This is a genomic window from Marinibaculum pumilum (assembly GCF_042646425.1).
Classification (GTDB): Bacteria; Pseudomonadota; Alphaproteobacteria; order Ferrovibrionales; family Ferrovibrionaceae; genus Marinibaculum; species Marinibaculum pumilum.
On the sequence record NZ_JBHRTR010000054.1, the window covers coordinates 579036 to 604982 of the forward strand.

Below are 25947 nucleotides of genomic sequence, written 5' to 3' on the forward strand. Positions count from 1 at the left end.
CCGGTCAGCCGTCCGTCCGGCCCGTCACCAGCGGGCAGCCGCTCTCAGCCAGGCTCGGATAGGCCTGGTTCCCGGGCACCCTGGCGACCTGCCGGTAATAGTCCCACGGCCCCTTGGACTCCTCCGGCGACTTCACCTCGAACAGGAACATGTCGTGCTCCATCAGGCCGTCGGCGCGGATCCGGCCGCCGCTGGCAAAGAAGTCGTCGATCGGCATCTCCCGCATCTTCGCCATCACCGCATCGGTTTCGTCGGTCCCTGCGGCCTGCACCGCCTTCAGGTAGTGCATCGTCGACGAGTAGGTGCCGGCATGCATCATGTTCGGCATCTTGCCCAGCCGGTCGTAGAAGCGCTGCGACCATTCCCGCGCCGCGTCGCTGCTGTCCCAGTAGAAGGCGGAGGTCAGGGTCAGTCCCTGCGTCGTCTCCAGCCCCAGGCTGTGGACGTCGTTGACGAAGAACAGCAGGGTCGCCAGGCGCTGTCCGCCCTGCGTGATGCCGAACTCCGACGCCTGTCGGATCGCGGCGACCAGGTCGCCGCCGGCCAGCGCCAGACCGATCACCTTCGCGCCGGACGCCTGCGCCTGCAGCAGGTAGGACGAGAAGTCGGTCGTGTTGAGCGGCGAGCGCACCGCGCCCAGCACCTCGCCGCCGCTCGCCTTCACCAGCGCCCCGGTATCCTCCTCCATCTGATGGCCGAAGGCATAGTCGGCGGTGATGAAGAACCAGCTGTCGCCGCCCTGGCCGACCACCGCGCCGCCGGTGCTGCGCGCCATCGCCGCGGTGTTGTAGACGTACTGGACCGAGATCGGCGTGCAATGCTCGCCGACGATGCTCGCCGCCGCCGGCGCGCTGAGCACCGCCACCTTGTTGCGGTCCCTGGCGATGTTGAGCACCGCCAGTGCGGCCGCGGAACCGGCGACATCCATGATCGCGTCCAGCTGCTCGCGGTCGAACCATTCCCGCGCCTTGGTGGAGGCGATGTCCGCCTTGTTCTGATGGTCTGCGGACAGGGTCACGATCGGATTGCCCAGGACAGAGCCGCCGAAATCCTCCACCGCCATCTTCATCGCTTCGACGCTGCCCGGCCCGGTGACATCGGAGTACAGCCCCGACATGTCGGTGATCAGTCCGAGCTTCACGACGTCGTCGGTGACCTGGGCGTCGGCCGGTGCCGCCTGCAGCGCGAACGCGCCTGCGGTCAGAACCGCAATGAGTGCCTTCATGGCATTTCCTCCGTTGTTCTCCCTGGGAACGGCCTGCTTGACCGCCCCCAGGGAGCATCTTAGAAAATCTGAGCGAACGTTCAATCAAACGAAGCCAAGGGTGGGGATGCCGATGCTGCCGAGGACACACGACTACGACCGGCTTCGCCGGGACTTCGCATGGTCGGTGCCGGAACGGTTCAACATCGGTGTCGCGGTCTGCGACCGCCACGCGCGGGGCGACGGCCGTCCCGCCCTGCTGCACATCACCGACAGCGGGGCGGCGCGCAGCTATTCGTTCGACGAGATGCGCAGGCTGACCAACCGCTTCGCCAACGCCCTGGTGGCCGGCGGCCTGTCGCGCGGCGACCGGATCGGCGTGTTCCTGCCGCAATCGCCCGAAACCGCTATCGCCCATGTGGCGGCGTTCAAGGCGGGCATGGTGTCGATCCCGCTGTTCACCCTGTTCGGCGAGGATGCTCTGGAATACCGCCTGGGCAACAGCGGCGCCAAGGCCCTGGTGACCGACCTTGCCGGCGCCGAAAAGATCGCGGCGGTGCGCGACAGGTTGCCGGAGCTGCGCCATGTCTTCGTCATCGGCGAGGATGCCGGAAGCCGCGACAATACCCTCTTCGACCGCGCCCTGGAGGCGGCATCCGACAGCTTCGAGCCGGTCGACACGGCAGCCGAGGATCCTGCCGTCCTGATGTACACCTCCGGCACGACCGGCGACCCGAAGGGCGCCCTGCATGCCCACCGGGTCCTGCTGGGCCATGTGCCGGCGATGGAGGTCCTGTTCGACTTCCTCCCGCAGCCCGACGACCTGGTCTGGACGCCGGCCGACTGGGCCTGGATCGCGGGGCTGTTCGACATCTTCCTGACCTCCTGGTACTGCGGCGTGCCGGTCCTGGCGCGGCGGCCGCCGAAATTCGACCCCGAAGACACCCTGCACCTGATGCGCAGCCATCGGGTCAGCAACGCTTTCCTGCCGCCGACCGCGCTGAAGATGATCCGCAGTGCCGGACTTGGCGGCGGGCCCCGGCTGCGCACCATGTTCACCGGCGGCGAAGCGCTGGACGCGGCGCTTCTGGACTGGGTGCGGGAGACGTTCGGCACCGACCTGCACGAGGCCTATGGCCAGACCGAGTGCAATGTCGTCGTCGGCAGCAATACCCGGATGTTCCCCACCCGGCCCGGCTCGATGGGCCGGGCGGTCCCGGGTCATGACGTGCGCATCATCGACGAGGCCGGCCAGGAGCTGCCCTGCGGAACCACCGGATTCATCGGTGTCCGGGCGCCCAACCCGGTGATGATGCTGCGCTACTGGAACAACCCGGATGCGACGGAAGCGAAGTATTGCGGCGGCTTCCTGAACACCGGCGACCTGGGTCAGCAGGACGAGGACGGCTATCTGTGGTTCGTGAGCCGCAGCGACGACATCATCAACAGCGGCGGCTACCGGATCGGTCCCGGAGAAATCGAGCAGTGCCTGATGCGCCATCCCGCGATCGCCATGGCGGCGGTGGTGGGCATCCCCGATCCGGTACGCACGGAGGCGATCAAGGCCTGGCTGGTCCTGAACCCCGGCTATGCCGAGTCGGAGTCGTTTTCGGCGGAGATCCGGGACTTCGTCCGGCGCAAGCTGGCGGCGCACGAATATCCGCGGCACATCGCCGTGACCGACAGCCTGCCGATGTCGATGACCGGGAAGATCCGCCGCAGCGAGCTGCGCGCGCGCGGCTAGCAGGCCCATTGCGCCGGGGCACCGCGCGCCGAGGAAGTGGCCGGTAGCACAACCGATTGGCTATCCTTCCGACCACCGCCGGGGCGGCAGGCGACCCGGCAGGATCGAACGGAGCGGCAAGTGGCAGTTCAGGGCAGACGTCGGAACGCAGCGGATGGCAAGAGCCGGGAAATCGCGGCGCATGCCGTGCCCGGCGCCGCCGCGCAGCCCGCCGTCAGCGAAGAGCTGCTGATGCAGGCGGCGATCAAGGCCTTCGTCGAAAAGGGCTTCCACGGCACCTCGATGCGGGACATCGCCGCCCGCGCCGGCACCAGCGTCTCCCACAGCTACTACTACTTCCCGTCGAAGCAGCAGCTGCTCTGGCAGATCGTCAGCCGCATCACGCAGGAGCTGCAGGAGAGCCTGGGCAAGGCCGATCGGGAGGCCGGCCCCGATCCTGCCGCAAGGCTCGCTGCCATCGTCCGCGCGCATGTGCTGCTGCACACCCAGCGCCAGGACGAATCCTTCATCGGCAATTCCGAGCTGCGCAGCCTCCGTGCGGAGGACCGGCCGAAATTCATCGAGATGCGCGACCGGGTCTCCGCCATCTTCAAGGGCGTGATCAACGACGGCATCGAACAGGGGGTGTTCACCTGCCCCGAACCGGTGGAGGTCACCCTGGCGGTGATCACCATGTGCACGGCGATTGCCGGCTGGTACCGGCCCGACGGCCCGGTTTCGCCACAGGTAATGGCCAACCGCTATGCCGCCATCGCCCTGCGCATGGCCGGCTATCGCGGTGCCGCCTGAGCCCCGCCTGAACCCCGCCTGAAGCCGCCCGAGCGCTGCAGCGACGGTTTGATGCCGGCGCCGGGCTCGTGGCATGATCTCTTTTGAACAATTGCTCAAATCACGATGGGAACGCCATGACTGGCCTGGATGGACGAACCGTATTGATCACCGGCGCGGCGGGCGCGCTGGGCGCCGCCACCGCCGGCGCCTTCCGCGCGGCCGGCGCGCGGCTCGCGCTGCTCGACATCGACTCCGATGCCCTCGCCGCGGCCTGCGGCGCGGAGGGCCCGCAACAGGCCCTGCTGCAGGCGGACCTGATGGACCGCGCCGCCATGGTCGAGGCGGCGGCCGCCACCATCGCCCGTTTCGGCGGAATCGATGTGCTGTGCAACATCGCCGGCGGCTTCCACATGGGCGAACCGGTGCACGAGACCCCTGCCGAAATCTGGCGCCGCATGATCGACCTGAACGCCGGTTCGCTGCTGAACGCTTGCCATGCTGCGGTGCCGCACATGATCGCCGGCGGCGGCGGACGCATCGTCAATGTGGCCGCCATGGCTGCCGGCGCCGGTGCTGCGGAGATGGGCGCCTACGCCGCCGCGAAGAGCGCGGTGGTCCGCCTGACGGAAAGCATGGCCGCGGAACTGGCGACCCATCGCATCGCGGCGAACTGCGTCCTGCCGGCCACGATGGACACGCCGGCGAACCGGACCGCCATGCCCGACGGCGATCCCGGCGAATGGACCGCGCCGGATGCGGTCGCGGACCTGATCCTGTTCCTCGCCTCGCCCGCCGCGCGGGCGGTCCAGGGCGCCGCGGTGGCGGCGGCCGCACCCTCCGCCATGGCGGCGGCCCGGGCATGAGCGCCGCGGCGGGATCGTCCGTGGCGGCCGCGCCGCAGGGCCGCCCCAGCCGCGCGGAAGCCGAAGCCGCCGTGCGGGTGCTGCTGCGCTGGGCCGGCGACGACCCGGACCGCGAGGGCCTTCGCGACACGCCGGCGCGCGCCGTGCGCGCCTACGAGGAATGGTTCGCCGGCTATCGCGACGATCCGGAGGAGATCCTCCGCCGCACCTTCGCGGAGGTCGACGGCTATGACGAGATGGTGCTGCTGCGCGACATCCGGCTGGAGAGCGTCTGCGAGCATCACATGGCGCCGATCATCGGATCGGCCCATGTGGCCTATCTGCCGGAGCGCCGGGTGGTCGGGATCTCGAAGCTTGCGCGGGTGGTGGAGGCCTTCGCGCGGCGGCTGCAGATCCAGGAGCGGATGACGGTGCAGATCGCCGACGCGATCGACCGGGTGCTGCAGCCCCGCGGGGTGGCGGTCCTGGTCCGCGCCGAGCATCAGTGCATGACCACCCGCGGCGTGCACAAGCCGGGCGTGGCGCTGATCACCTCGCGGATGACCGGCGCCTTCCGCGACGACCCCGCCCTGCGCGCGGAACTGATGGCGGTCCTCGGCTGCCGCTAGGCGGCGGGGCCCCAGGCAACGGCGGGGATTCGGCAGGGGCACCCGGCGAACCGTCCGGGCGCCCCTGCCGGCGCTAGCGGGCAGGCGGGCCGAAGCGGGCCTGGATCTCGCCCACGATGCCGCGGCGGAACAGCAGCACGCAGGCGACGAAGATGATCCCCTGCACGATCGTCACCCAGGACCCGAACTCCGCCAGGTAGTTCTGCAGCATCACCATCGCGAAGGCGCCCACCACCGGGCCGAGCAGGGTGCCGACCCCGCCGATCAGGGTCATCAGGACCACCTCGCCCGACATGTGCCAGTTGACGTCGGTCAGGCTGGCCAGCTGGAACACCAGGGACTTGGTGCCCCCCGCCATCCCCGCCAGCGCGGCCGACAGCACGAAGGCGATCAGCTTCAGCCGTTCGGCCCGATAGCCCAGCGACACCGCCCGGGGCTCGTTGTCGCGGACCGCGCGCAGGGCCTGGCCGAACGGCGAGTGGACGACGCGGAAGATCAGCGCGAAGCCGGCCAGGAACACCGCCAGCACGAAGTAGTACATGTTGAGCGGCTGATTGAGGTCGATCAGGCCCAGCAGATGGCCGCGGGGCACTGCCTGGATGCCGTCCTCGCCGCCGGTGAACGGCGATTGCAGGGCGAAGAAATAGACCATCTGCGCCAGGGCCAGGGTGATCATGGCGAAGTAGATTCCCTGGCGGCGGATCGCCAGCCAGCCGATCACCAGGCCCAGCACCGCGGCGGCGCCGGTCCCCAGCAGGATCGACAGCAACGGCTCCAGCCCCCAGACCTTGGCGACATGGGCGGTGATGTAGGCGGCGCCGCCGAAGAAGGCGGCATGGCCGAAGGACAAGAGCCCGCCGAAGCCCAGCATCAGGTTGAAGGCGCAGGCAAACAGCGCGAAGCACAGCGCCTTCATCAGGAACACCGGGTACAGCATGTAGGGCGCCAGCAGCGCCAGCAGCAGCAGCAGCGCCGGGCCGAAACGCTCGCTCAGCCGCGCCAGTGAGGGAATGCCGCCGGCCTGCGGCATGCTGTTGATCGACATCAGGCGGTCCTCCCGAACAGGCCGGCCGGCTTCACCAGAAGCACAATGGCCATGATGATGAAGATCACCGTGCTGGAGGCCTCGGGATAGAAGACCTTCGTCAGCCCCTCGATCATGCCCAGGCCGAAGCCCGCGACGATCGCGCCGACGATCGACCCCATGCCGCCGATCACCACGACGGCGAAGACAACGATGATGATGTTGGACCCCATCAGCGGGCTCACCTGGTAGATCGGCGCCGCCATCACGCCCGCCACCGCCGCGAGCCCGACACCGAGGCCGTAGGTCAGGGTCACCATGCGGGGCACGTTGACGCCGAAGGCCTGCACCAGCTGCGGGTTCTCCGTCGCCGCGCGCAGATAGGCGCCCAGGCGGGTGCGCTCGATCAGGAACCAGGTCGACAGGCAGATCACCAGGGAGGCCACCACCACCCAGCCCCTGTAGGTCGGCAGGTACATGAAGCCCAGGTTATGGCCGCCCTGCAGCGCCTCCGGGACCGGATAGGACCGCCCCGACACGCCATAGATGTCGCGGAACACGCCCTCGATGATCAGCGCCAGACCGAAGGTCAGCAGCAGGCCGTAGAGATGGTCCAGCTTGTACATCGGCTTCAGCAGCACCTTCTCCAGCGCCATGCCGAGGGCACCGACGACCAGCGGCGCCAGGATCAGCGCTGGCCAGTAGCCGATGTCCAGGAAGTTCAGCAGCAGCCAGACCGCGAAGGCACCCAGCATGTACTGCGCGCCGTGGGTGAAGTTGATGACGTTCAGCAGGCCGAAGATCACCGCCAGGCCAAGGCTGAGCAGCGCGTAGAACGAGCCGTTGATCAGCCCCAGGAAAACCTGGCCAAGCAGTACCTGAGGCGGGATGCCGATCAGGTCGAACATGTATTGGTTTCCTCCCTGCCCGGCAGATGCCGGCCGGACCCATTCTTCCCGGACATCCGGATGCGGTGCCCGCTAGACACCGAGATACTTGTTCAGGCTGGCCTGGCGGTCGGCGACCTCGTGCGCCGCCATCTCGTCCACCACCCGGCCATGCTCCATGACGTAGTGGCGGTCGGCGAGGCTGGCGGCGAAGCGGAAGTTCTGTTCCACCAGCAGGATCGTGTAGCCGGCCTCCCGGAGCTTCCCGACGGTCACGCCGATCTGCTCCACGATCACCGGCGCCAGCCCCTCGGTCACTTCGTCCAGCAGCAGCAGCCGGGCACCGGTGCGCAGGATGCGGGCGATCGCCAGCATCTGCTGCTCGCCGCCGGACAGGCGGGTGCCCTGGCTGCCGCGACGCTCCTCCAGGTTCGGAAACAGGGTGTAGAGCTCCGCGACCGGCAGCCCGCCCGGCGCCACCACCGGCGGCAGCATCAGGTTCTCCTCCACCGACAGGCCGGCGAAGATGCCCCGCTCTTCCGGACACCAGGCCATGCCGGCCCGGGCGATCCGGTTGGAGGGCCAGTTGGAGACCTCCGTGCCGCGCAGCCGGATCGATCCGCTGCGCCGCTCCAGGACCCCCATCAGGGCCTTCAGGGTGGTGGTCTTGCCGGCCCCGTTGCGGCCCAGCAGGGTGACGATCTCGCCCTCCCTGACCTGCAGGTCGACGCCGTGCAGCACATGGCTCTCGCCATACCAGCCCTGCAGCCCTTCGACCGCGAGGAATGGCTGCGTCCGGGCCGGCGTTTGCGTTCGGGTCTGTGCCTCTGACACGGACATGCCCCTAATGGCTCATCGCGTCGGCGGAGCCCATATAGGCCTGCCGGACCTGCGGATCGCGGGAGATCTCGGCATAGCTGCCCTCCGCCAGTACCTGGCCGCGCTGCAGCACCGTGATGGTGTCCGACAGGTCGGCGACCACCGACAGGTTGTGCTCCACCATCAGCACCGTGCGGTCCTTCGCCAGCCTGCGGATCAGCGCGGTGATCCGGCCGATATCCTCATGGCCCATCCCGGCCATCGGCTCGTCCAGCAGCATCACCTCCGGGTCCAGCGCCAGGGTGGTGGCCACCTCCAGCGCACGCTTGCGGCCATAGGACAGGTCGGTGGCCTTCTGCTGTTCGCTGCCGCCCAGCCCCACGGATTCGATCAGGTCCAGCGCCCGGTCGTTCAGCCGGTCCAGGCAGCGCTCCGACTTCCAGAAGCGGTAGGTGTCGCGGGTCAGCCGGTTCTGCAGGGCGATCCGCACATTCTCCAGCACGGTCAGATGCGGAAACACGGCGGAGATCTGGAAGGAGCGCACCATGCCCAGGCGCGCCACCTCCGCCGGGCGGGTCGCGGTGATGTCGCGGCCCTTGTAGAGGATCCGCCCGCCCGAGGTCGGCAGGAACCGGGTCACCAGGTTGAAGACCGTGGTCTTGCCGGCGCCGTTCGGTCCGATCAGCGCGTGGATCGTGCCGCGCCGGACCCGCAGGTCGACATCCTTAACGGCGATGAAACCGCGGAATTCCTTGGTCAGTCCCCGTGTCTCGAGAACGAGGTCGGCGTCCATCTCCCCTCCCTGTTGCTGCGGTTCTGGCGCCGCGCCCGGGCCGCACGACAGCGCGGCCCACATTTTTTGAACGAACGCTCAATCTAATCATGATTTCGTGGCTGGACGCAATCCGGACTTTGCGCCGGAGGGGCGGAAGCCGCGTTGTTCCACTCGCTGGAGCCGAAAGCCATTCCAGTGCGGCACAGGTTTCGGTTATCCTGACGGCAACGAATACCGCAGCGGGCAATGTACCTGTTGCGGAGACAGGGAGACGGGATGGCCACCATCCGTGCGCGGCCCGCGCCATCGGGCGGCGATGCCGATCTGTCCGACGCCATGCCGGCGGAGGCGACGGAGGATCGGCGCGTCAACGACACCATGCTGCTGGACGCCGCGCTGGAGGCCTTTGTCGAGAAGGGCTTCCACGGCACGTCGATGCGCGACATTGCGCGGCGTGCCGGAACCAGCGTCTCGCACAGCTACTACTATTTCCCCTCCAAGCACCACATCCTGTGGCTGATCGTCAGCCGGATCTGCCAGGTGCTGCTCGACGAACTCGCGGTGGTGGAGGCGGAAGCCGGGCCGGCGCCCGACGCCCGGCTGGCGGCGCTGGTGCGCGCCCATGTGCTGCTGCATGCGCGCGCCCAGAGCGAATCCTTCGTCGGCAACAGCGAACTGCGCAGCCTGCATCCCCAGGACCGTCCGCGGGTGATCGAGATGCGGGACCGGATCAGCCGGTACTTCCGGACCGCGATCGAGGACGGGCTGCGCGAGGGCCGTTTCCGCAGCACCGAGCCGGCGGCCGAACTGACCCTGGCCGTCGTCACCATGTGCACCGCCGTCGCCGGCTGGTACCGGCCCGGCGGCGGCACGACGCCGGAGGACCTGGCGGACCATTATGCCGGCATGGTGCTGCGCATGGTCGGCGCCACCTCCTGACCGCCGCCCGCCGCCATTCCTCAGGTCAGAAGATAGAGCCAGGCCAGCAGGCTGCCCACCGACGCCAGGGTGGACAGGGAAACGGTGGCGCCGGTCAGCCCCTCCTCGCGCCGGTATTCCCCCGCCAGGATGTAGGCCGTCTTGGCCGTCGGAACCGCCGCGCAGACCACCGCCGCGACGGTCTGGAAGGCATCCAGCCCCAGCAGATGCGCCAGAAGCAGGACCGGAACCGGCGTCAGCACCAGCTTCATCACCGTCAGGAGGGCGGCCGGACGCCATTCCCCGCGCAGGACGTCCAGGGTCAGGCCGAGGCCGATGGCGAACAGCGCACAGGGGGTCATGGCGGCGGCGAAGATCCCGGTAAAGCCCGCCAGCCAGGCCGGCAGGGCGATGCCGGACAGGCTCCAGGCGATACCCGCGACAGTGGAGACCATCAGCGGATTCAGCAGCACCCGACGCAGCAGCCCGGCCCCGTCCGTCCCCTGTTGCCGCGCAGCCCCGTCATGCGCCGCCCGCTCCAGCAGGATCACGCAGACCGGGAACAGCACCACGGCGATGAAGACGCTGGCGATCGCCGCCGGCAGGATGCCCTTTTCGCCGTACATCGCCTGCAGGATCGGCAGGGCCACGAAGCCGGTATTGGTCATCGCCGCCAGCGCGCCGAGCAGGGCCGCCGCGCCGGCATCCCGTCCGCCGACCAGGCGGGCGGCGATCGCGACACCGGCGAATACCAGCAGGGAGCCGCCGCCATAGGCGGCGATGAAGCCCCAGTCGAGCAGCTGGTCGAAGCTTTCCCGCGCGATGGCGAGGAAGATCAGCGCCGGCATCGCCACATTGTAGGCGAACTGGACCAGCGGGCCGGACAGGCTGCGTGGCAGATAGCCGACGGCGCCTGCGAGCCAGCCCGCCAGGATCACGCCGAAGACCGGCAGGACGAAGGCGGCGATTGTCATGCTTGAGGATCCATCTGCGGTTCACGTCCGTCCTGGCGTCGGGCCCGGGTGCCGCGGCACGCCCACGGCATGGCTCTTGCTTGTTAGTTTTTCGCTAACTACTTCTTGCTAGCAACTTTCTGCAGATCGAAAACCCTCCGTTGCTGGCGGGCCCCGGCGTGGGGCCGGTCGCCGGCAACGGGCCGCCCGGGACGACAGATGGCCATCGGCATGCGCAACCAGGAGACCCGGCAGGGATGATCGGCCTGCGCGCCCTCGCCAGCCTGTTCCGGACCAGTCTGCGGGCCCGGGTGGCGGTGCTGATGGTGGCCATCTTCGTGGCGATCTCGGTGCCGGCCTGGCTGGCCTTCGACCGCATCATCGATACCACGACCATCCGCCTGGGCAGGCTGTTCGCCGAGAAGCAGGTCCTGTTCGACCGCTACCGGGGGCTGGAGACACTGATCAGCGAGGCGTCGCTGGCGAAGACCCTGGCGCGCTCTCCGGCCATCCTGGAATGGGCCCGCAACGAGGAGGACCCCGAGGTGCGCGCCCGCGGGCTGGCCGAGATGGAGCATTTCCGCCGTGCCTTCCGGGACGGCTCCGCCTTCGTGATCCTCGATTCGTCCGGCAACTACTATTTCAACGACAGCGCGCAGAGCTATGCCGGACAGGAGCGCCGCTACGCGGTGGACCCGGCGAACCCCCGCGACGGCTGGTACTTCACGACCCTCGCCGGGCCGGAGGATTGCCAGCTCAATGTCGACCATGACGACAACCTGGCGGTGACGAAGGTCTGGGTGAACTGCAAGATCCAGGGTGCGGACGGCCGGCCGCTGGGCATTGCGGGCACCGGCATCGACCTGTCCAGCTTCATCCGGGAGGTGGTCGACGCGGAACAGAAGGGTGTCGAGAGCATCTTCGTCGACCATGCGGGCGCCATCCAGGCGCACCGCGATGCCGCGCAGATCGATTTCCACAGCCTGACCAAGGACATCGAGGCGAAGAACACGATCTTCAACCTGCTGGACAGACCGCAGGACCGCGACTCCATGGCGGCGATGATGGCGCGGGTGGCGGCCGACGGCGACACTGTGGAGGCCGGCTTCGTGGAGATCGGCGGCCGCCGGGTGCTGGCCGGCATCGGCTATCTGGACCGGATCGGCTGGTACAACATCACCCTGATGGACATCGACGAGATCATCGACGACGGCCTGTTCCGCCCGATCGCCGCCCTGCTGGTGCTGATCCTGGTCGCCGCCACCGTCCTGGCGACCCTGCTGTTCAAGCGCAGCGTTCTCGACCGCCTCGCCACCCTGGAGGTCTGGGCCGGGCGCCTGCGCAGCGGCGACTTCTCCGACATGCGCCCCCCCATGACGAGTTCGGCCGCCGAGGACGAGATCGACCGCCTCACCCATGCCTTCGGCGAGATGGCGCGCAGCGTTGGCGATAATACCCACCGCCTGGAGGCGATGGTCCGCGCCCGCACAGAGACCCTGGAGCGGATCGCCCATCTCGATCCCCTGACCGGGGTGGAGAACCGCCGTGGCTTCCTGCAGGCGATCCCGCCGCGGCGCGCCGCGGCCGCGGCCGAAAGCGCCAACCTGGGCCTCGTCCTGGTCGACCTGGACCTCTTCAAGCCGGTGAACGACCGCCATGGCCACCAGGCCGGCGACCGGGTGCTGGTGGAGATCGCGCAGCGGCTGGCGGGCTGCCTGAAGGACGGCGACCTGCTGGCCCGCTGGGGCGGCGACGAGTTCGTGCTGCTGATGAGCCTCGGCGGCGGCGGCTCCCTGATGGCAGCCGCGGAACTGGTGCGGCGGGCGGTCATCGATACCCCCTACCTGCTGGAGGACGGCACCGAGATGTCCGTCTCCGCCAGCATCGGCGCCTGCCCGCTGCCGGCGGACATGGCCCTGGAAGAGGCGCTGGAGCAGGCCGACACGGCGCTCTACGCGGCCAAGCATGGCGGCCGCAACAGGGTTGCGCTGGCCGGCGACCCGGTGCCAGGTGCGATCCGGCATTCCGGATGAACCTGCCCCTCACGGATTGACGATCGGGTCCTCCTGCCGGGTCGCACAGTCGGTCCGGGTGCAGATCCGGCAGGAGGTGCCGACCGGCAGCGCTGGCGCTCGCTGGCTCATATCCAGGCCGCGCGCATAGACGATGCGGTCGGCATAGACCGCGTCGCAGGCCAGCATCACCGACAACAGGCCCCGCGGCCGGTCGAAGCTGCCCTCCGCCTTCGCCACCGCACGGGCCACGAACAGGAAGCGGTCGCCGCCGGGAAAGGCGACATGCTGCGGCACGAAGCTCTCCGGCGTCTGGAAGGCGCGATAGACCGCCCAGAGCGGACAGGCGCCGCCATAGCGCGGCAGCGGCAGGCGCGGCAGCGGGAAGCGCTTTGAGATGAAGCCCGCCGGGTCGGCGCGCATGAAACCGAACGGCACCCCCTCCGCGCCGGGCCGCCGCAGGGTCACCAGCCGGTGGCAGACCTGCTCGATGGAGGCATTGTACTTCCGCCGCAGCAGGTCGATGTCATAGGCCAGCCGTTGCGCATCCTCCAGGAAGGCGTCGTAGGGGAACAGCAGCGCCGCCGCCAGGTAGGAGGTCAGCGCCCGCAGGCCCCGCCGCCGCGCCGCCACGCTGGTCAGCAGGGTGGTCTCCGCCAGCTGCGCGGCGATCGCCTCGCCGCATTCGGCATCGGCCACCGCCATCGCCAGGGCGAAGCGCCGCGCGCTGGCGGGCGCCCCCTCCGGCAGGGCCGGCCGCGCCTTGCCGCGCACCTCCAGCCGTTCCGCCAGCGCCGGCTCCATCGCCGGCAGGGTCGCGCCCAGGCTGCGCCGCAGATCCTCCGCCGCTTCGTCCAGCAGCGGAAAGCGATTGTCGTTCTGGATGATGAAGTCGTCGACTTCCTCCACCGGGGTGATCGACCGGGTTTCCGTCGGCGCCCGCTCCAGGAACTGGGTGAGGGCGCCGGCCACTTCCGAAAGCCGCCCGCTTTCCTCCGCGATGATGCTGTGGAAGCGGCGCGCCTGGTCCGGTTCCAGGTCGTCGACGCTGTCCAGGATCTCCGCCGAGGAGCGGATCGCGGCGATGGTGGACAGCATCCGGTGCATGGCGTCGCGCAGCGCCGGGTCCTGGGTCAGCCGGTCGGACAGGGCGGCCACCGTCTGGTTGCGCTCCAGATAGGCGCGGTGCAGGGCCACCAGTGCCGCCGACCAGTCCGGATAGCGGCCGACCAGTTCCGCCCCGGCGGCCGGGTCCGGCGCCAGATGCGCCAGCAGCGGTTCGGCCGCCAGCTCCTCCAGGTCGCCGATCAGGCGGCGCTCGGCCGCGCCGTCCAGCCACTCCATATCGACCTGCAGCTCCTCGCAGAGCCGCAGCAGCAGGCGCCCGCCGATCTTGCGTTTGTTGTGCTCGATCAGGTTCAGGTAGGAGACCGAGATCGCCAGCCGTTCCGCCAGCGCCGTCTGCGTCAGGCGCAGGCTCTTGCGCCGCTCCCGCACCCGCATGCCGATGGGTGTGCGGGTCATCGCGGCCGGCCCTTCCGGTGACAGCCGCGCCGGCGCGACCGGTCATGCATGTTGCGGTGCAAGGTCAAAATTTTACACGTTTTTCAATCTCCATTCTCGCATTTTTACAAAATTACCGTTTATTTTCAATATCTTATTGCTGAATTGACCATGAGCGGCGAGTCTGGGGCGGTCAGGTAAGAATTGCGGCGCCGGTGTGACCGGTGGAGATCCGGAGCAACCGGGGCGGCCGCAGCGCGCAGGACCGACAACTTCCGGGAGGAAAAAGATGAACCGCAATGGATTTTCCCGCCGCACCCTGCTGAAGGGGAGCGCCGCCGCAGCTGCCGGGCTGATGGCCGTTCCGATGATCAACCGCGGCGCCTGGGCGCAGGAATTCCGCAACAATCCCGGCAATGCCGCCAATGTCGTGTTCGGCTTCAACGTGCCGCAGACCGGCGCCTATGCCGATGAGGGCGCGGACGAGCTGCGCGCCTACCAGCTGGCCGTCAAGCACCTCAACGGCGAGGGCGACGGCGGCATGCTCAACACCATGGCGCCGAAGTCCCTGAAGGGGAACGGCGTGCTGGGCAAGAAGGTCACTTTCGTGACCGGCGACACCCAGACCAAGTCCGACGCCGCCCGCGCCTCCGCGAAGCGGATGATCGAGAAGGACGGCGTGATCATGTTCACCGGCGGCTCGTCCTCCGGCACCGCGATCGCGCAGCAGTCGCTGGCGCAGGAGATGGGCGTCATCTTCATGTGCGGCCTGACCCATTCCAACGACACCACGGGCAAGGACCGCCGCCGCTACGGCTTCCGCCACTTCTTCAACGCCTATATGTCGGGCCTGGCGCTCGCCCCGGTGCTGCAGGAGGAATACGGCAAGGACCGCAAGGCCTATCACCTGACCGCCGACTATACCTGGGGCTGGACCCAGGAGGAGTCGATCAAGAACGCCACCGAGGCGCTCGGCTGGGAAACCACCGCCACGGTCCGTACGCCGCTCGGCGCCGGCGACTTCTCGCAGTACATCACGCCGGTGCTGAATTCCGGCGCCGACGTGCTGATCCTGAACCACTACGGCAAGGACATGGTCAACTCCCTGACCCAGGCCGTGGCGTTCGGGCTGCGCGACAAGCAGGTCAACGGCAAGCAGTTCGAGGTCGTGGTGCCGCTCTATTCCCGCCTGATGGCGCAGGGCGCGGGCGACAACGTGAAGGGCATCCTGGGCACCACCAACTGGCACTGGTCGCTGACCGATGCCGGCAGCCAGGCCTTCGTGAAGTCCTTCGGCCAGGAATACGGCTTCCCGCCCAGCCAGGCGGCGCAAACCTGCTACGTGCAGGCGCTGCTCTACGCCAATGCCTGCGAGCAGGCCGGCACCTTCTATCCGCCGGAGGTGATCAAGGCGCTGGAAGGCTTCGAGTTCGACGGCATGGGCAACGGCCCGACCCTGTACCGGGCCGAGGATCATCAGTGCTTCAAGGACGTGCTGGTGGTGCGCGGCAAGGAGAACCCGACCAGCCAGTTCGACCTGCTGGAGGTCGTGAAGATCGTGCCGCGCGACAAGGTGACCTATCCGGTCGACACCTTCCCGGGCTCGCTCGGCCCCTACAACGTCAGCTGACCGGGCAGGCTGCGTAGCTTCAGGGTCTTCTGACTGGACCCGCGTATCGGGGCCCGGCTTCGGCCGGGCCCGTCTGGGGCGTCGGCGTTCCTCCGCCAACGTCTGGCCGGCCGTCCGGTCCCGCGCAAGCGGGCCGCCTTTCCCGAGAGGGCGGATCGGCGGCCGGCCCCTTTTTTTTCCGCCATGCCGGCGCCCGCAACCGCGGTGCCGGCACCGGCATCTGCCAAGGAATGGGACCAAAGCCGATGGACGCGCTCGTCCTGCAGCTGCTGAACGGCCTGGACAAGGGCGGCGCCTATGCGCTGATCGCCCTGGGCCTGACCTTGATCTTCGGCACCCTGGGCGTCGTCAACTTCGCCCATGGCGCGCTGTTCATGCTCGGCGCCTTCTGCGCCGTCACCATGCAGAAGCTGCTCACCCTCTCCTCCAAGGTGAAGGACGAGAGCATCACCTTCTTCGACGCCTACAAGGAGATCCCCTACCTGGAGATCTGGCTGGGCGATACCGGCAAGGTGATCATCGACTATTCGGTGCCGCTGGCGATCATCCTGGCGATCCCGGTCATGCTGCTGATCGGCCTGGCGATGGAGCGCGGCCTGATCCGCTTCTTCTACCGCCGCCCGCATGCGGAACAGATCCTGGTCACCTTCGGCCTGGCGATCGTTCTGCAGGAGATCATCAAGGCGATCTTCGGCGCCAACCCGATCCCGACCCCGCCGCCGGAGATCGTCGACGGCAGCGCCGATATCGGCAGCTGGATCGGCCTGGGCGCCAACGTGATCTATCCCTGGTGGCGGCTGGTCTACCTGCTGTTCTCCGGCCTCGTCCTGTTCGGCGTCTTCGCCTTCCTGCAGTTCACCACCTTCGGCATGGTGGTCCGCGCCGGCATGCGCGATCGGGAGACGGTGGGCCTGCTGGGCATCAACATCCAGCGCCGCTTCACCATCGTCTTCGGCCTGGCGGCCGTGGTCGCCGGCCTGGCCGGCGTGATGTACACGCCGATCCTGCCGCCCGACTACCATATCGGCATGGACTTCCTGGTCCTGTCCTTCGTCGTCGTCGTGGTCGGCGGCATGGGCTCGCTGGGCGGCGCGGTGCTGGCCGGCTTCCTGCTGGGGATCCTGCAATCCTTCGCCTCGATGAACGAGGTGAAGGCGATCATCCCCGGCATCGACCAGATCATCATCTACCTTGTCGCCGTCGTGATCCTGCTGGTGCGCCCCCGCGGCCTGCTGGGCCGGCGCGGCGTGATGGAGGGCTGAGCCGATGAGCGCCGCTTCCATGGAACTCTCCAGCCCCGGCCCGCGCCGCCTGGTGCAGCCCGGCCCCCGCAACGACGCGATCCTGATGCTCTGCTTCGCGGTCGCGGTGCTGGCGATGCCGCTCTGGCTCGACCCGATCGGCGCCGCCTATCCGGACCTGATGCAGAAGTTCGCGATCTACGGGATCTTCGCGATCGGCTTCAACATCCTGTTCGGCCTGACCGGCTACCTCTCCTTCGGTCATGCCGCCTTCCTGGGCGTCGGCTCCTACACCGCGGTCTGGAGCTTCAAGCTGCTGACCATGAACGTGCTGCCGGCGGTCGCCTTCGGCATCCTGTTCGCCGGCCTGTTCGCCGCCGCCATCGGCTTCATCAGCCTGCGCCGGACGGGCATCTACTTCTCGATCCTGACCCTGGCCTTCGCGCAGATGTGCTACAACCTCGCCTATTCGGTGCTCACCCCGATCACCAACGGCGAGACCGGGCTGCAGCTCACCGCGCAGGATCCGCGGATCCTGGACAGCTGGTTCGGCGTGGTGCCGGAAGTTGGCCTGCCCTCGACCAACCTGTTCGGGCTGGAGATGAGCGGCTATCCCGGCTTCTACTTCTGCGGCGTGATCCTGATCATCGGCTTCTACCTGGCGCTGCGGATCACCCGCTCGCCCTTCGGCATGATGCTGCGAGGCATCAAGTCGAACCAGAACCGGATCAACTATACCGGCGTCCATGCCCGGCCCTACGCCCTGACCGCCTTCATCATCTCCGGCATGTATGCCGGCCTGGCCGGCACCATGCTGGCCGCCACCGACCCGCTGGCGGGCGCGGAGCGGATGCAGTGGACCGCGTCGGGCGAGGTGGTGCTGATGACCATCCTGGGCGGCGCCGGCACACTGCTGGGGCCGGTGCTGGGCGCGGCGCTGATCAAGTATTTCGAGAACATCTTCTCCGCCTTCAACGACCAGGTCCTGCACCAGGTCTTCGCCTTCCTGCCGGACGGGGTGGAGAGCGTCGTCGTCGGCATCCTCAGCCTGTTCGTGGGCGAGGGCTGGCACCTCACCCTGGGCGTGCTGTTCATGCTGATCGTGATCTTCCTGCCTGGCGGGCTGATGGAAGGCTTCCGGCGGCTGGGGCGGGTCGCGGCCCGGCGCCGCCAGCGCCGGCAGGCGGCCGGCACGGCCAGCCACCAGGGCGCGCAGTGAGGGGGTGGGAACGATGAGCATCCTGCAGGTGCAGAACCTCAACAAGCAGTTCGGCGGCCTGGCCGCGCTGCGCAACGTCAACCTGGAAGTGGAGGAAGGTGCCGTCCACGCCATCATCGGCCCGAACGGCGCCGGCAAATCGACCCTGCTGAACTGCTTCGTCGGCCGCCTGACGCCGGACACCGGCACGGTGATGTTCGACGGCGGCTCGCTGCTGGGCCTGGCGCCGCACCAGATCAATCAGGCCGGCGTCGCCAGGGTGTTCCAGACACCGGAGATCTTCGCCGACCTGACCCTGCTGGAAAACGTGATGATCCCGACCTTCGCCCGGCGCGACGGCGCCTTCCGGGTGAAGTCGTGGATCCGGGTCGACGGCGAGCGCGCGGTGCGGGAGAAGGCCGAGCATCTGCTGGAAGAGGTCGGCCTGGCGGAGAAGAAGGACGAGACCGCCGGCACCCTGTCGCGTGGCGACAAAAGGCGGCTGGAGCTCGCCATGTGCCTGGTGCAGGAGCCGCGGCTGCTGCTGCTGGACGAGCCCACCGCCGGCATGTCGCGCGCAGACACCAACGCCACCATCGACCTGCTGAAGCGGATCGGCGAGCGCGGCATCACCAAGATCGTCATCGAGCACGACATGCATGTCGTGTTCTCCCTCGCCCACCGGATCTCCGTCCTGGCCCAGGGCACCGTGATCGCCGAGGGCGCGCCCGCGGAGATCAAGGGCGACGAGAGGGTCCAGGAAGCCTATCTTGGCGGAGCGCATCTATGAACATGATGAAGGCCATCGACGACATGCCCGGTTCCGAAAGCCCTGCCCGCACCGCCGAGGCGGGTGCCGCCGCCGCGCCGGCGCCGGGCGCCGCGGCCGCCCCGGCCTTTTTCTCGGCCCGCGACCTGCACGCCTATTACGGCGAGAGCTACATCGTGCAGGGGGTCGGCTTCGACGTGCGCGAGGGCGAGATCCTGGCCCTGCTGGGCCGCAACGGCGCGGGCAAGACCTCCACCCTGCGCGCCATCGCCCGGGTCGACAGCCCGGCCCTGACCCATGGCGAGGTCTGGCTGGACGGCAAGGCCCTGCACAGGATGGAGGCCTACCAGGCCGCCCGGGTCGGCGTCGGCCTGGTGCCGGAGGACCGGCGCATCATCCCCGGCCTGACGGTGGAGGAGAACCTGCAGCTCGCCCAGATCGTGGAGCCCAAGGGCTGGGAACTGGAGCGGATCTACGACCATTTCCCGCGCCTGGCGGAACGCCGCAAGCAGGAAGGCGTCACCCTCTCCGGCGGCGAGCAGCAGATGCTGGCGGTGGCACGGGCGCTGGCCCGCGAGGTGAAGCTGCTGCTGCTGGACGAACCCTATGAGGGCCTCGCCCCGGTGATCGTGCAGGAGATCGAGAAGATCCTGGAAGAGATCAAGGGCCTGGGCCTGACCACCATCATCGTGGAGCAGAACGCCATCGCCGCCCTGCACCTGGCCGACCGCGCGGCGATCCTGGACATGGGCCAGGTGGTCTTCGACGGCCCCGCCCGCGAGGTGCTGGACAACGAGGAGCTGCGGCAGCAGTACCTGGCGATCTGACCGGACCGCCACGCCATCGGAACGGCTTCCCGCTCAAGGCGGGAACGAGGGACGGCATGGGAGGACCGGCCGGCGCGCCGTCCCGCTTGCGATGCATGCCAGCCCCTCCCCGCCCCCGCTTCCGGTACCTCGGCCCGCATTGCTATCCTCCCCCGAACTCGGAGCAAGGGGCTGAAGATGGCGTTCACACCGCAGAGCCGCACGACCGCGCGGCCGGGACGGCCGGTGGCCGATCCCGCCAACTGGACCGCCGCCGATCTGGGCGGTGACCGCTCCTGGATCCACGAACTGACGGACGGAGAGGTCGCCGACCTGCGCGCGGCCGGCCGTGCGGCGCTCGACGTGGCGGGCGGCGACCCCACCCGCCTCACCGGCATCGGCCGCGACGGCTTCGACCTCGGCCGCTTCGCCCTGCCGCTGGCCCGCATCCGGCGGGAGCTGAAGGACGGGCCGGGCCTCGCCCTGATCCGCGGCCTGCCCGTCGGCACTCCTGACGGCCAGGACATGCCGGAGGCGGAATGCGCGGCGATCTTCTGGGGGATCGGCCGGCATCTGGGGAAGGCGATCTCCAACAATCCGGACGGCGACCTGATCGGCCATGTCCACGACACCGGCAAGAGCTACGACGACCCGAACGTGCGCGGCTACCAGACCGCGGTGACGATGGACTATCACTGCGACCAGGCGGAGCTGGTCGCCCTGTTCTGCCTGCGCACGGCGATGGAAGGCGGGCTGTCGAAGGTTGCCTCGTCAGTCGCGGTCTACAACACCCTGCTCTCCCTGCGCCCCGACCTGGTCGAGGCGCTGATGCAGCCGCTGTGCTGGACCAAGCATGGCGAGGCGGATCCCGCCCAGCAGCCCTGGTACGAAAGCCCGGTCTTCGCCTTCAAGGACGGGCTGCTCTGCACTGCCTTCGGCCCAAAGCATATCGAAAAGGGCCATGCCCTGCCCGGCGCACCGGCGCTGACCTCGGCCCAGGCGGAGGGCCTGCGCCTGGCGGAGGAGATCGCGGAGGCGCAGCACCTGTCGATGGAGCTGCGCCCCGGCGACATCCAGATCCTCAACAACGAGGTGATGCTGCATACCCGCACCGGCTTCACCGACTGGCCGGAACCGGCCCGCCGCCGCCACCTGTGGCGGCTCTGGCTCGCCGCACCGGACATCCGGCCGGCCACGGAGTACATCCTGCAATGGCGCCGCGGCGTGAACGTGGCGGAAACGAAGACGCGGATCGCGCTTTAGGGGATGGCGGGCGGCGCGCCCTGCTCCAAGGTCTCGACCACATCCCCCCAAGCGTCACCGCCGCGCTCGTCGCGGCGATCCAGGGTGCCGCCAGGGTCAATCAAGGCAGGCTCTCATCGAGTGGCTGCAGCATGGACGCGCGGAACAAATCCGCGCGTGATGCATGAAGTCGGCGGTGTGGCTCGCTCCACACCGCCGAAAAGCTTAGCCGGACAGCCGCGGCTCAAGGCCTGGCATGACCGCGGCGCCCGGCCCCGGCTCAGAACGTGCTTTTCTCGTCGTAGAACTTCACCACGTTCTCTTCGGTGATGATCGGCGAGGGCAGGACGGTGTCCTTCTCCGGCACCGCGCCGGCCAGGATCGCCATCGTGCGGTGGAAGCCGGCGCGGCCGATCTGGTCCGACGAGTTCAGGCCGGTGGCACCGTAATTGCCGCCCTCCTTCATGATCGCCGCCAGCGCGCCCTTCTCGCCGTCGACGGAGGTGATGAAGATCTCGCCGGCACGGCCGGCATCGGCGATCGCCTTCTGCGCGCCCAGGCACATGGAATCGTTCTCGCAGAACACCGCGTCGAGCTTTTCCTCCTTGGCCAGCAGATCCTCCATCTGCTTGAAGCCGCCATCGGCGCTCCAGCCGGCCCAGCCCGGTGCGATCACCGCCTCGACCCCGGTGCCTTCCAGCTTCGAGGTCATGCCCTCGGTCCGGTTGGAGCCGATGGAATTGTCGGCCGGGCCGCCGCGGATCACCGCCACCCGGCCCTTGCCGTCCAGGCGCTCGACGATGTAGCGGCCGATCCCCTCGCCGATGGCGCGGTTGTCGGGGCCGACCCAGCTGGTGTAGTCGGCCAGCTTCAGCAGCCGGTCGACCATCACCAGCGGCACGCCGGCCTGGGTGATCGCGTCGGTCGCCGCCGGCGCCGCCTCGATCCAGCCGCCGGAGACGATGATCGCGTCGACCTGCTGGTTCAGCAGGTCCTCCACGTCCGCCGTCAGCTTCGCCACGTCGCCGCCGGCATCGGTCGACAGGATCTCGACGTTCGAATAATGCGCGGCCTCCGCCTTCACGGCGGCGTCCATGCCGACGAAATAGGCGCAGCACAGCGACAGGTTCACCATGCCGATGCGGATCTCTTCTTCTGCCGCCGCCGGTCCTGCCGGCATGGCCAGACCGGCGACGGCGATGCCGCCTGCCATGACCGCCGCGGTCGCCATGCGCCGCGCCTTGGATGCGATGCTCATTCTGCCTCTCCCTTCTGTCCTGCCGCGGGTTCTTCCCGCGGCCTTCGCGAAACCGCCCCTGCCCTTTCCGGTCAGAGCCTGCGCCGCCTGGCGAGCACCGCCACCAGGATGATCAGGCCCTTCAGGAGCTGCTGGTAATAGGAATCGACGTTGAACAGGTTCAGCACGTTGTCGACGACAGCGAGCGCCAGGACGCCGCCCAGCACCCCCAGCACCGTGCCGCCGCCGCCGCCCAGCAGGCCGCCGCCGATCACCACCGCGGCGATCGCGTCGAGCTCGTAGCCGATGCCCACGCTGGGCTGCGCGATGCCCAGGCGCGACGAGAGCAGCACCCCGGCGATCGCCGCGAACACCGCACAGGCGATATAGGCGAAGATCAGGTGGCGGCGGACATTGACGCCGGCCAGGCGCACCGCCTCCTTGTTGACGCCGATGGCAAAGGCGGCGCGGCCGGACACCGTGTGGTTCAGGTAGAACCAGACCACCGGCACCGCGGCGGCGAAGACGATGAAGGTGACCGGCACCGGCCCCAGGAAGGCGCCGCCGATCAGGGAGCGGAAGGCGGCCTCCTCCGGATAACGGGGGGTATCGGCATAGACGTAGGTCAGGCCCCGCAGGCTGCCCATCATTGCCAGGGTGACGATGAAGGACTGCAGGTCGAAGCGCGCCACCAGCCAGCCGTTGAGCCAGCCCACCACCACGCCCATCGCGACGGCGACCGCCATCGCCAGCGGAAACGGCATCTGCGCCTGCAGGCCCACCGCCAGCATGCCGGCCAGCGCCAGCACCGAGCCGACGGACAGGTCGATGCCACCGGTGCGTATCACCATCAGCATGCCCAGGCTGAGAAAGCCGTTGGTGACCATCTGGCGGGAGATGTTCACCATGTTGCGCTGGGTCAGGAAGGCGTCGGAGGCGAAGGCCGCGAAGACGACCAGCGCGACGATCGCCAGCGCGAACAGCATGTCCGCGCGGCTGAGCCGCAGCCAGGAGGTTCGCACCGCCAGCCGCATCATCGGGCGCCACTCAATGCAAGACCGGCGGCGTGCCGCCCGCGCCGGAAGCCGGCACCGGCAGACCGGCGGCATGGGCGAAGACCGTCTCGGCATCCAGTCCGGCCGGCGGCAGCTCCGCCACCAGGCGGCCGTCGCGCACCACCAGCACCCGGTCGGACAGCCCCAGCACCTCCGGCATCTCCGAGGAGATCAGCAGCACCGCGACCCCGCGACCGGCCAGGTCGCGCATGATCTGGTAGATTTCCGCCTTGGTGGCGATGTCGACGCCGCGGGTCGGCTCGTCGAAGATGAACAGGTCCCGGTCCGGCGCCAGCAGCCATTTCGCCAGCACCACCTTCTGCTGGTTGCCGCCGCTGAGCTGGCGCACCGGCCGCTCCGGCTCCGCCGGGCGGATCGACAGGTCGGCGATCTGGCCGGCCACCAGGTCGTGCCGGCGCGCGGCATTGATCACCCCGAGTCGGGCGATCCGGCTGTAGCTGGCCAGGACCGCATTGTCCTGCACGCTCGCTTCCAGGGCCAGGCCGTCGCCCTTGCGATCCTCGGTCACCATCGCCAGCCCGGCACCGACCGCCTGGGCCGGAGAGGCGAACCGCCGGGCCCGGCCGTTCAGGACGATGCGGCCGCGGTCGGCGGGCCGGGCGCCGAACACGGCCTGCGCGATCTCCGTCCGGCCGCTGCCGACCAGGCCGAACATGCCGACGATCTCGCCGGCATGGACCGAGAAGTCGATCGCCTCGAAAGCCCCGTCGCGGCCCAGGCCGGTCACCTCCAGCACCGCCGCGCCGGCACTGCCGCGCCGCTCCGGATAGATCGCCGACAGCGGCCGGCCGACCATCGCGCGGATCAGCCGTTCCTCGTCCAGCTCCGCCACCGCGCCCTCCAGCACCGAGCGGCCGTCCTTCAGGACGACGATCCGGTCGGCGATCTCGAAGATCTCTTCCAGCCGGTGGGAGATGTAGAGGATGGTGGTGCCCTGTGCGGCGAGGGCGCGGATGCGGCGGAACAGGATCTCCGTCTCCGAGGCGGAGAGCACCGCCGTCGGCTCGTCGAGGATCAGGATCTCCGGCCCCGCGGCCAGCGCCTTCGCGATCTCCACGATCTGCTGCTGCGCGACGCTCAGGTGGCGGACCAGGGCGCGCGGATCGATGTCGGGAAAGCCGAAATCGGTCAGCACCGCGCCGGCCATCCGGTTCGCCGCCGGCCAGTCCACGACGAAGCGCAGACCCGGCAGCGGCAGGGACCGTGTGGGCATGCGGCCGAGCAGCATGTTCTCCGCCACGCTCATGTGCGGCAGCAGGCTGAATTCCTGGTGCACGGTGCGGATGCCGAATGCACCGGCGGCGGCCGGCCGGTCGATCGTCACCGGCCGGCCGTCCAGCAGGATCGCGCCCTGGTCGGGCAGGGTGGCGCCCGACAGGATCTTCATCAGGGTGGACTTGCCGGCGCCGTTCTCGCCGCAGACGGCCAGGACCTGGCCGGCCTCGACCGCGAAGGAAATCTCCTGCACGGCCGGATTGCCGTCATAGCTCTTCGCGACGCTCTGGACGGCGAGATGCGGCATCCGGACCCTTCCCCGACGGCCTCATGCAGGGCTCATGCGGCACGCCGGACCGGCCGCCGCAACTGTGGACCATATTAGACCACTTGCGACCATTTGCAATCATTCGAGCATGGGTGCCGCCCGCCCGGCGGCCGCCGGCGGCTATTGCCAGATGTTGATGGTCGCCAGGGTGCGCATCAGGTGATCGGAGACCAGGGCTTCGGCCCGGTCGCCGTCGCGCGCCGCCACCGCGTCGACGATGGCGGCCAGGTCCTTGTGGGTCTGCCGGCGCACCGCGTCCGGCGGCGGCTTGTCGGTGTCGCGGCCGTCGAAATGCACCGCGCGGCGATCGTCGAGGATCGAGCTCATCACCTGCATCAGGAAGCGGTTGCGGGTCGAAGCGAAGACCTGCCGGTGCAGCGCGTAGATGCTTTCCTTGAACCGCTCCCAGGTCGGCGCGGAGAGGATCTCGGCCAGGCTCGACCGCATCGCCGCGATATCCGCCTCCTCCACCCGGGCCACCACCAGCCGCATCATCGCCGGCTCGAACAGCAGGCGCCCCTCGACGATTTCGGCGAAGGAGGGCACCTCGTCATGGCTTGCCGCATCGGTCTGGTCCATGCGGCTGAACACCTCCTGCGCCTGGTCCGACAGGAAGGTGCCGCTGCCCACCTTGCGGTGCACCAGGCCCTGGCGCTCCATCATCGCCAGGGCGCTGCGCACCGCTGTGCGGCTGGTGTTCAGCTGTTGCGCCAGCTCGCGCTCGTTCGGCAGCCGCGCCCCCGGCACCATCGACCCGTTGCGGATGCCCTGCAGCAGCGCGCGGTAGACCAGCGACGGGGTGGCCCGCTCATTGGTCGCAATGACGTTGGTGGCGATGGCGGCAAGCGGCGGCGGCCGGTCGGAAGCGGGCATGGGTAGCGGTTTCCAGCACAGGCGGGACATCGACGGCCGGGACCGGCCGCGACCATTGCCACCCAATCTGGCCCGCCGCCCGCCGCTCCGCAACCGCCGCCATTGCCGCGGCATGGCGCCACCCAAGGTCCGCGCCGCCTGATCAGCCACGATGGCGGTCAGCGCCAAAGGGTTGGAATTGGTTGTAATTGGTCGATATAGTGCGGCTGCAATGGTCGCGGCATTGGCGGCGGCAGAGCGAACGACCGGAA

General features: G+C 68.9%; 23 protein-coding genes. 12 read left to right on the forward strand and 11 right to left on the reverse strand.

Annotation, left to right across the window (positions count from 1 at the left end; genetic code table 11):
- Positions 1 to 4 precede the first annotated feature (4 nt).
- The gene (locus ACFOGJ_RS29580; RefSeq protein ID WP_379906913.1) at positions 5 to 1225 is read right to left on the reverse strand and encodes an ABC transporter substrate-binding protein; all 1221 of its coding nucleotides are present in this window, start codon (positions 1223 to 1225) and stop codon (positions 5 to 7) included.
- Between the two features lie 112 nt (positions 1226 to 1337).
- Here ACFOGJ_RS29580 and ACFOGJ_RS29585 point away from each other — a divergent pair, with 112 nt between their 5' ends.
- The 4 genes from ACFOGJ_RS29585 (at position 1338) to folE (ending at position 5190) form a co-directional block, all read left to right on the forward strand.
- Positions 1338 to 2948 carry an AMP-binding protein gene (locus ACFOGJ_RS29585; RefSeq protein WP_379906914.1) on the forward strand — a complete coding sequence of 537 codons (1611 nt, stop codon included), beginning with the start codon at positions 1338 to 1340 and terminating at the stop codon, positions 2946 to 2948.
- 120 nt (positions 2949 to 3068) lie between these two features.
- Positions 3069 to 3737 (forward strand): TetR family transcriptional regulator, encoded by a 669-nt coding sequence (locus ACFOGJ_RS29590; RefSeq protein ID WP_379906915.1) that lies wholly within the window; start codon positions 3069 to 3071, stop codon positions 3735 to 3737.
- Between the two features lie 116 nt (positions 3738 to 3853).
- Positions 3854 to 4582 carry an SDR family NAD(P)-dependent oxidoreductase gene (locus tag ACFOGJ_RS29595; protein WP_379906916.1) on the forward strand — a complete coding sequence of 243 codons (729 nt, stop codon included), beginning with the start codon at positions 3854 to 3856 and terminating at the stop codon, positions 4580 to 4582.
- Entirely contained in the window at positions 4579 to 5190 is a 612-nt protein-coding gene (gene folE / locus ACFOGJ_RS29600; protein ID WP_379906917.1) for a GTP cyclohydrolase I FolE, read from the forward strand. The genes ACFOGJ_RS29595 and folE overlap by 4 nt, the downstream gene beginning before the upstream one ends.
- Before the next feature lie 73 nt (positions 5191 to 5263).
- Here folE and ACFOGJ_RS29605 read toward each other — a convergent pair whose 3' ends face one another.
- From ACFOGJ_RS29605 to ACFOGJ_RS29620, 4 genes are all read right to left on the reverse strand, one after another.
- A complete protein-coding gene (locus ACFOGJ_RS29605) occupies positions 5264 to 6127 on the reverse strand; it encodes a branched-chain amino acid ABC transporter permease (protein WP_379907088.1) in 864 nt (287 codons plus the stop codon).
- 107 nt (positions 6128 to 6234) lie between these two features.
- Positions 6235 to 7122, reverse strand: coding sequence for a branched-chain amino acid ABC transporter permease (locus ACFOGJ_RS29610; RefSeq protein WP_379906918.1), 888 nt, complete (start codon positions 7120 to 7122; stop codon positions 6235 to 6237).
- Between the two features lie 72 nt (positions 7123 to 7194).
- Positions 7195 to 7935 carry an ABC transporter ATP-binding protein gene (locus tag ACFOGJ_RS29615; protein WP_379906919.1) on the reverse strand — a complete coding sequence of 247 codons (741 nt, stop codon included), beginning with the start codon at positions 7933 to 7935 and terminating at the stop codon, positions 7195 to 7197.
- Positions 7936 to 7945: 10 nt separating this feature from the next.
- Positions 7946 to 8713: an ABC transporter ATP-binding protein gene (locus ACFOGJ_RS29620; RefSeq protein WP_379906920.1), complete on the reverse strand. Its 768-nt coding sequence runs from the start codon at positions 8711 to 8713 to the stop codon at positions 7946 to 7948.
- A 258-nt stretch (positions 8714 to 8971) separates the two neighbouring features.
- Between ACFOGJ_RS29620 and ACFOGJ_RS29625 the strand changes: the two genes are divergently transcribed.
- Positions 8972 to 9634 carry a TetR/AcrR family transcriptional regulator gene (locus ACFOGJ_RS29625; RefSeq protein WP_379906921.1) on the forward strand — a complete coding sequence of 221 codons (663 nt, stop codon included), beginning with the start codon at positions 8972 to 8974 and terminating at the stop codon, positions 9632 to 9634.
- Between the two features lie 20 nt (positions 9635 to 9654).
- Here ACFOGJ_RS29625 and ACFOGJ_RS29630 read toward each other — a convergent pair whose 3' ends face one another.
- On the reverse strand, positions 9655 to 10587 hold the full coding sequence (locus ACFOGJ_RS29630) for an AEC family transporter (RefSeq protein ID WP_379906922.1): 933 nt from the start codon (positions 10585 to 10587) through the stop codon (positions 9655 to 9657).
- Between the two features lie 236 nt (positions 10588 to 10823).
- Here ACFOGJ_RS29630 and ACFOGJ_RS29635 point away from each other — a divergent pair, with 236 nt between their 5' ends.
- Complete coding sequence (locus ACFOGJ_RS29635) at positions 10824 to 12599, forward strand: sensor domain-containing diguanylate cyclase (protein WP_379906923.1); 1776 nt, start codon at positions 10824 to 10826, stop codon at positions 12597 to 12599.
- Between the two features lie 9 nt (positions 12600 to 12608).
- Here ACFOGJ_RS29635 and ACFOGJ_RS29640 read toward each other — a convergent pair whose 3' ends face one another.
- Positions 12609 to 14102 (reverse strand): helix-turn-helix domain-containing protein, encoded by a 1494-nt coding sequence (locus ACFOGJ_RS29640; RefSeq protein WP_379906924.1) that lies wholly within the window; start codon positions 14100 to 14102, stop codon positions 12609 to 12611.
- A gap of 268 nt (positions 14103 to 14370) precedes the next feature.
- Here ACFOGJ_RS29640 and ACFOGJ_RS29645 point away from each other — a divergent pair, with 268 nt between their 5' ends.
- The 6 genes from ACFOGJ_RS29645 (at position 14371) to ACFOGJ_RS29670 (ending at position 20988) form a co-directional block, all read left to right on the forward strand.
- Entirely contained in the window at positions 14371 to 15711 is a 1341-nt protein-coding gene (locus ACFOGJ_RS29645) for a substrate-binding protein (protein ID WP_379906925.1), read from the forward strand.
- A gap of 245 nt (positions 15712 to 15956) precedes the next feature.
- Positions 15957 to 16973, forward strand: coding sequence for a branched-chain amino acid ABC transporter permease (locus tag ACFOGJ_RS29650; protein WP_379906927.1), 1017 nt, complete (start codon positions 15957 to 15959; stop codon positions 16971 to 16973).
- 4 nt (positions 16974 to 16977) lie between these two features.
- Positions 16978 to 18171, forward strand: coding sequence for a branched-chain amino acid ABC transporter permease (locus ACFOGJ_RS29655; protein ID WP_379906928.1), 1194 nt, complete (start codon positions 16978 to 16980; stop codon positions 18169 to 18171).
- Between the two features lie 13 nt (positions 18172 to 18184).
- Positions 18185 to 18940: an ABC transporter ATP-binding protein gene (locus tag ACFOGJ_RS29660; RefSeq protein WP_379906929.1), complete on the forward strand. Its 756-nt coding sequence runs from the start codon at positions 18185 to 18187 to the stop codon at positions 18938 to 18940.
- Positions 18937 to 19746, forward strand: coding sequence for an ABC transporter ATP-binding protein (locus ACFOGJ_RS29665; RefSeq protein ID WP_379906931.1), 810 nt, complete (start codon positions 18937 to 18939; stop codon positions 19744 to 19746). The genes ACFOGJ_RS29660 and ACFOGJ_RS29665 overlap by 4 nt, the downstream gene beginning before the upstream one ends.
- Before the next feature lie 177 nt (positions 19747 to 19923).
- Entirely contained in the window at positions 19924 to 20988 is a 1065-nt protein-coding gene (locus ACFOGJ_RS29670) for a TauD/TfdA family dioxygenase (protein ID WP_379906932.1), read from the forward strand.
- 259 nt (positions 20989 to 21247) lie between these two features.
- Here ACFOGJ_RS29670 and ACFOGJ_RS29675 read toward each other — a convergent pair whose 3' ends face one another.
- From ACFOGJ_RS29675 to ACFOGJ_RS29690, 4 genes are all read right to left on the reverse strand, one after another.
- Complete coding sequence (locus ACFOGJ_RS29675; RefSeq protein ID WP_379906934.1) at positions 21248 to 22225, reverse strand: substrate-binding domain-containing protein; 978 nt, start codon at positions 22223 to 22225, stop codon at positions 21248 to 21250.
- A 71-nt stretch (positions 22226 to 22296) separates the two neighbouring features.
- The gene (locus ACFOGJ_RS29680) at positions 22297 to 23241 is read right to left on the reverse strand and encodes an ABC transporter permease (RefSeq protein ID WP_379906935.1); all 945 of its coding nucleotides are present in this window, start codon (positions 23239 to 23241) and stop codon (positions 22297 to 22299) included.
- 10 nt (positions 23242 to 23251) lie between these two features.
- The gene (locus ACFOGJ_RS29685) at positions 23252 to 24802 is read right to left on the reverse strand and encodes a sugar ABC transporter ATP-binding protein (RefSeq protein ID WP_379906937.1); all 1551 of its coding nucleotides are present in this window, start codon (positions 24800 to 24802) and stop codon (positions 23252 to 23254) included.
- 141 nt (positions 24803 to 24943) lie between these two features.
- Positions 24944 to 25696, reverse strand: coding sequence for a FadR/GntR family transcriptional regulator (locus ACFOGJ_RS29690; protein ID WP_379906938.1), 753 nt, complete (start codon positions 25694 to 25696; stop codon positions 24944 to 24946).
- Positions 25697 to 25947 lie beyond the last annotated feature (251 nt).

Bases quoted from the DNA above. Each gene is read 5' to 3' on its own strand.
- ACFOGJ_RS29580 (WP_379906913.1), bottom strand. From the start codon at position 1,225: ATGAAGGCACTCATTGCGGTTCTGACCGCAGGCGCGTTCGCGCTGCAG.
- ACFOGJ_RS29585 (WP_379906914.1), top strand. From the start codon at position 1,338: ATGCTGCCGAGGACACACGACTACGACCGGCTTCGCCGGGACTTCGCA.
- ACFOGJ_RS29595 (WP_379906916.1), top strand. From the start codon at position 3,854: ATGACTGGCCTGGATGGACGAACCGTATTGATCACCGGCGCGGCGGGC.
- folE (WP_379906917.1), top strand. From the start codon at position 4,579: ATGAGCGCCGCGGCGGGATCGTCCGTGGCGGCCGCGCCGCAGGGCCGC.
- ACFOGJ_RS29605 (WP_379907088.1), bottom strand. From the start codon at position 6,127: ATGCTGTACCCGGTGTTCCTGATGAAGGCGCTGTGCTTCGCGCTGTTT.
- ACFOGJ_RS29610 (WP_379906918.1), bottom strand. From the start codon at position 7,122: ATGTTCGACCTGATCGGCATCCCGCCTCAGGTACTGCTTGGCCAGGTT.
- ACFOGJ_RS29620 (WP_379906920.1), bottom strand. From the start codon at position 8,713: ATGGACGCCGACCTCGTTCTCGAGACACGGGGACTGACCAAGGAATTC.
- ACFOGJ_RS29625 (WP_379906921.1), top strand. From the start codon at position 8,972: ATGGCCACCATCCGTGCGCGGCCCGCGCCATCGGGCGGCGATGCCGAT.
- ACFOGJ_RS29630 (WP_379906922.1), bottom strand. From the start codon at position 10,587: ATGACAATCGCCGCCTTCGTCCTGCCGGTCTTCGGCGTGATCCTGGCG.
- ACFOGJ_RS29635 (WP_379906923.1), top strand. From the start codon at position 10,824: ATGATCGGCCTGCGCGCCCTCGCCAGCCTGTTCCGGACCAGTCTGCGG.
- ACFOGJ_RS29640 (WP_379906924.1), bottom strand. From the start codon at position 14,102: ATGACCCGCACACCCATCGGCATGCGGGTGCGGGAGCGGCGCAAGAGC.
- ACFOGJ_RS29645 (WP_379906925.1), top strand. From the start codon at position 14,371: ATGAACCGCAATGGATTTTCCCGCCGCACCCTGCTGAAGGGGAGCGCC.
- ACFOGJ_RS29650 (WP_379906927.1), top strand. From the start codon at position 15,957: ATGGACGCGCTCGTCCTGCAGCTGCTGAACGGCCTGGACAAGGGCGGC.
- ACFOGJ_RS29655 (WP_379906928.1), top strand. From the start codon at position 16,978: ATGAGCGCCGCTTCCATGGAACTCTCCAGCCCCGGCCCGCGCCGCCTG.
- ACFOGJ_RS29660 (WP_379906929.1), top strand. From the start codon at position 18,185: ATGAGCATCCTGCAGGTGCAGAACCTCAACAAGCAGTTCGGCGGCCTG.
- ACFOGJ_RS29665 (WP_379906931.1), top strand. From the start codon at position 18,937: ATGAACATGATGAAGGCCATCGACGACATGCCCGGTTCCGAAAGCCCT.
- ACFOGJ_RS29670 (WP_379906932.1), top strand. From the start codon at position 19,924: ATGGCGTTCACACCGCAGAGCCGCACGACCGCGCGGCCGGGACGGCCG.
- ACFOGJ_RS29675 (WP_379906934.1), bottom strand. From the start codon at position 22,225: ATGAGCATCGCATCCAAGGCGCGGCGCATGGCGACCGCGGCGGTCATG.
- ACFOGJ_RS29680 (WP_379906935.1), bottom strand. From the start codon at position 23,241: ATGATGCGGCTGGCGGTGCGAACCTCCTGGCTGCGGCTCAGCCGCGCG.
- ACFOGJ_RS29685 (WP_379906937.1), bottom strand. From the start codon at position 24,802: ATGCCGCATCTCGCCGTCCAGAGCGTCGCGAAGAGCTATGACGGCAAT.
- ACFOGJ_RS29690 (WP_379906938.1), bottom strand. From the start codon at position 25,696: ATGCCCGCTTCCGACCGGCCGCCGCCGCTTGCCGCCATCGCCACCAAC.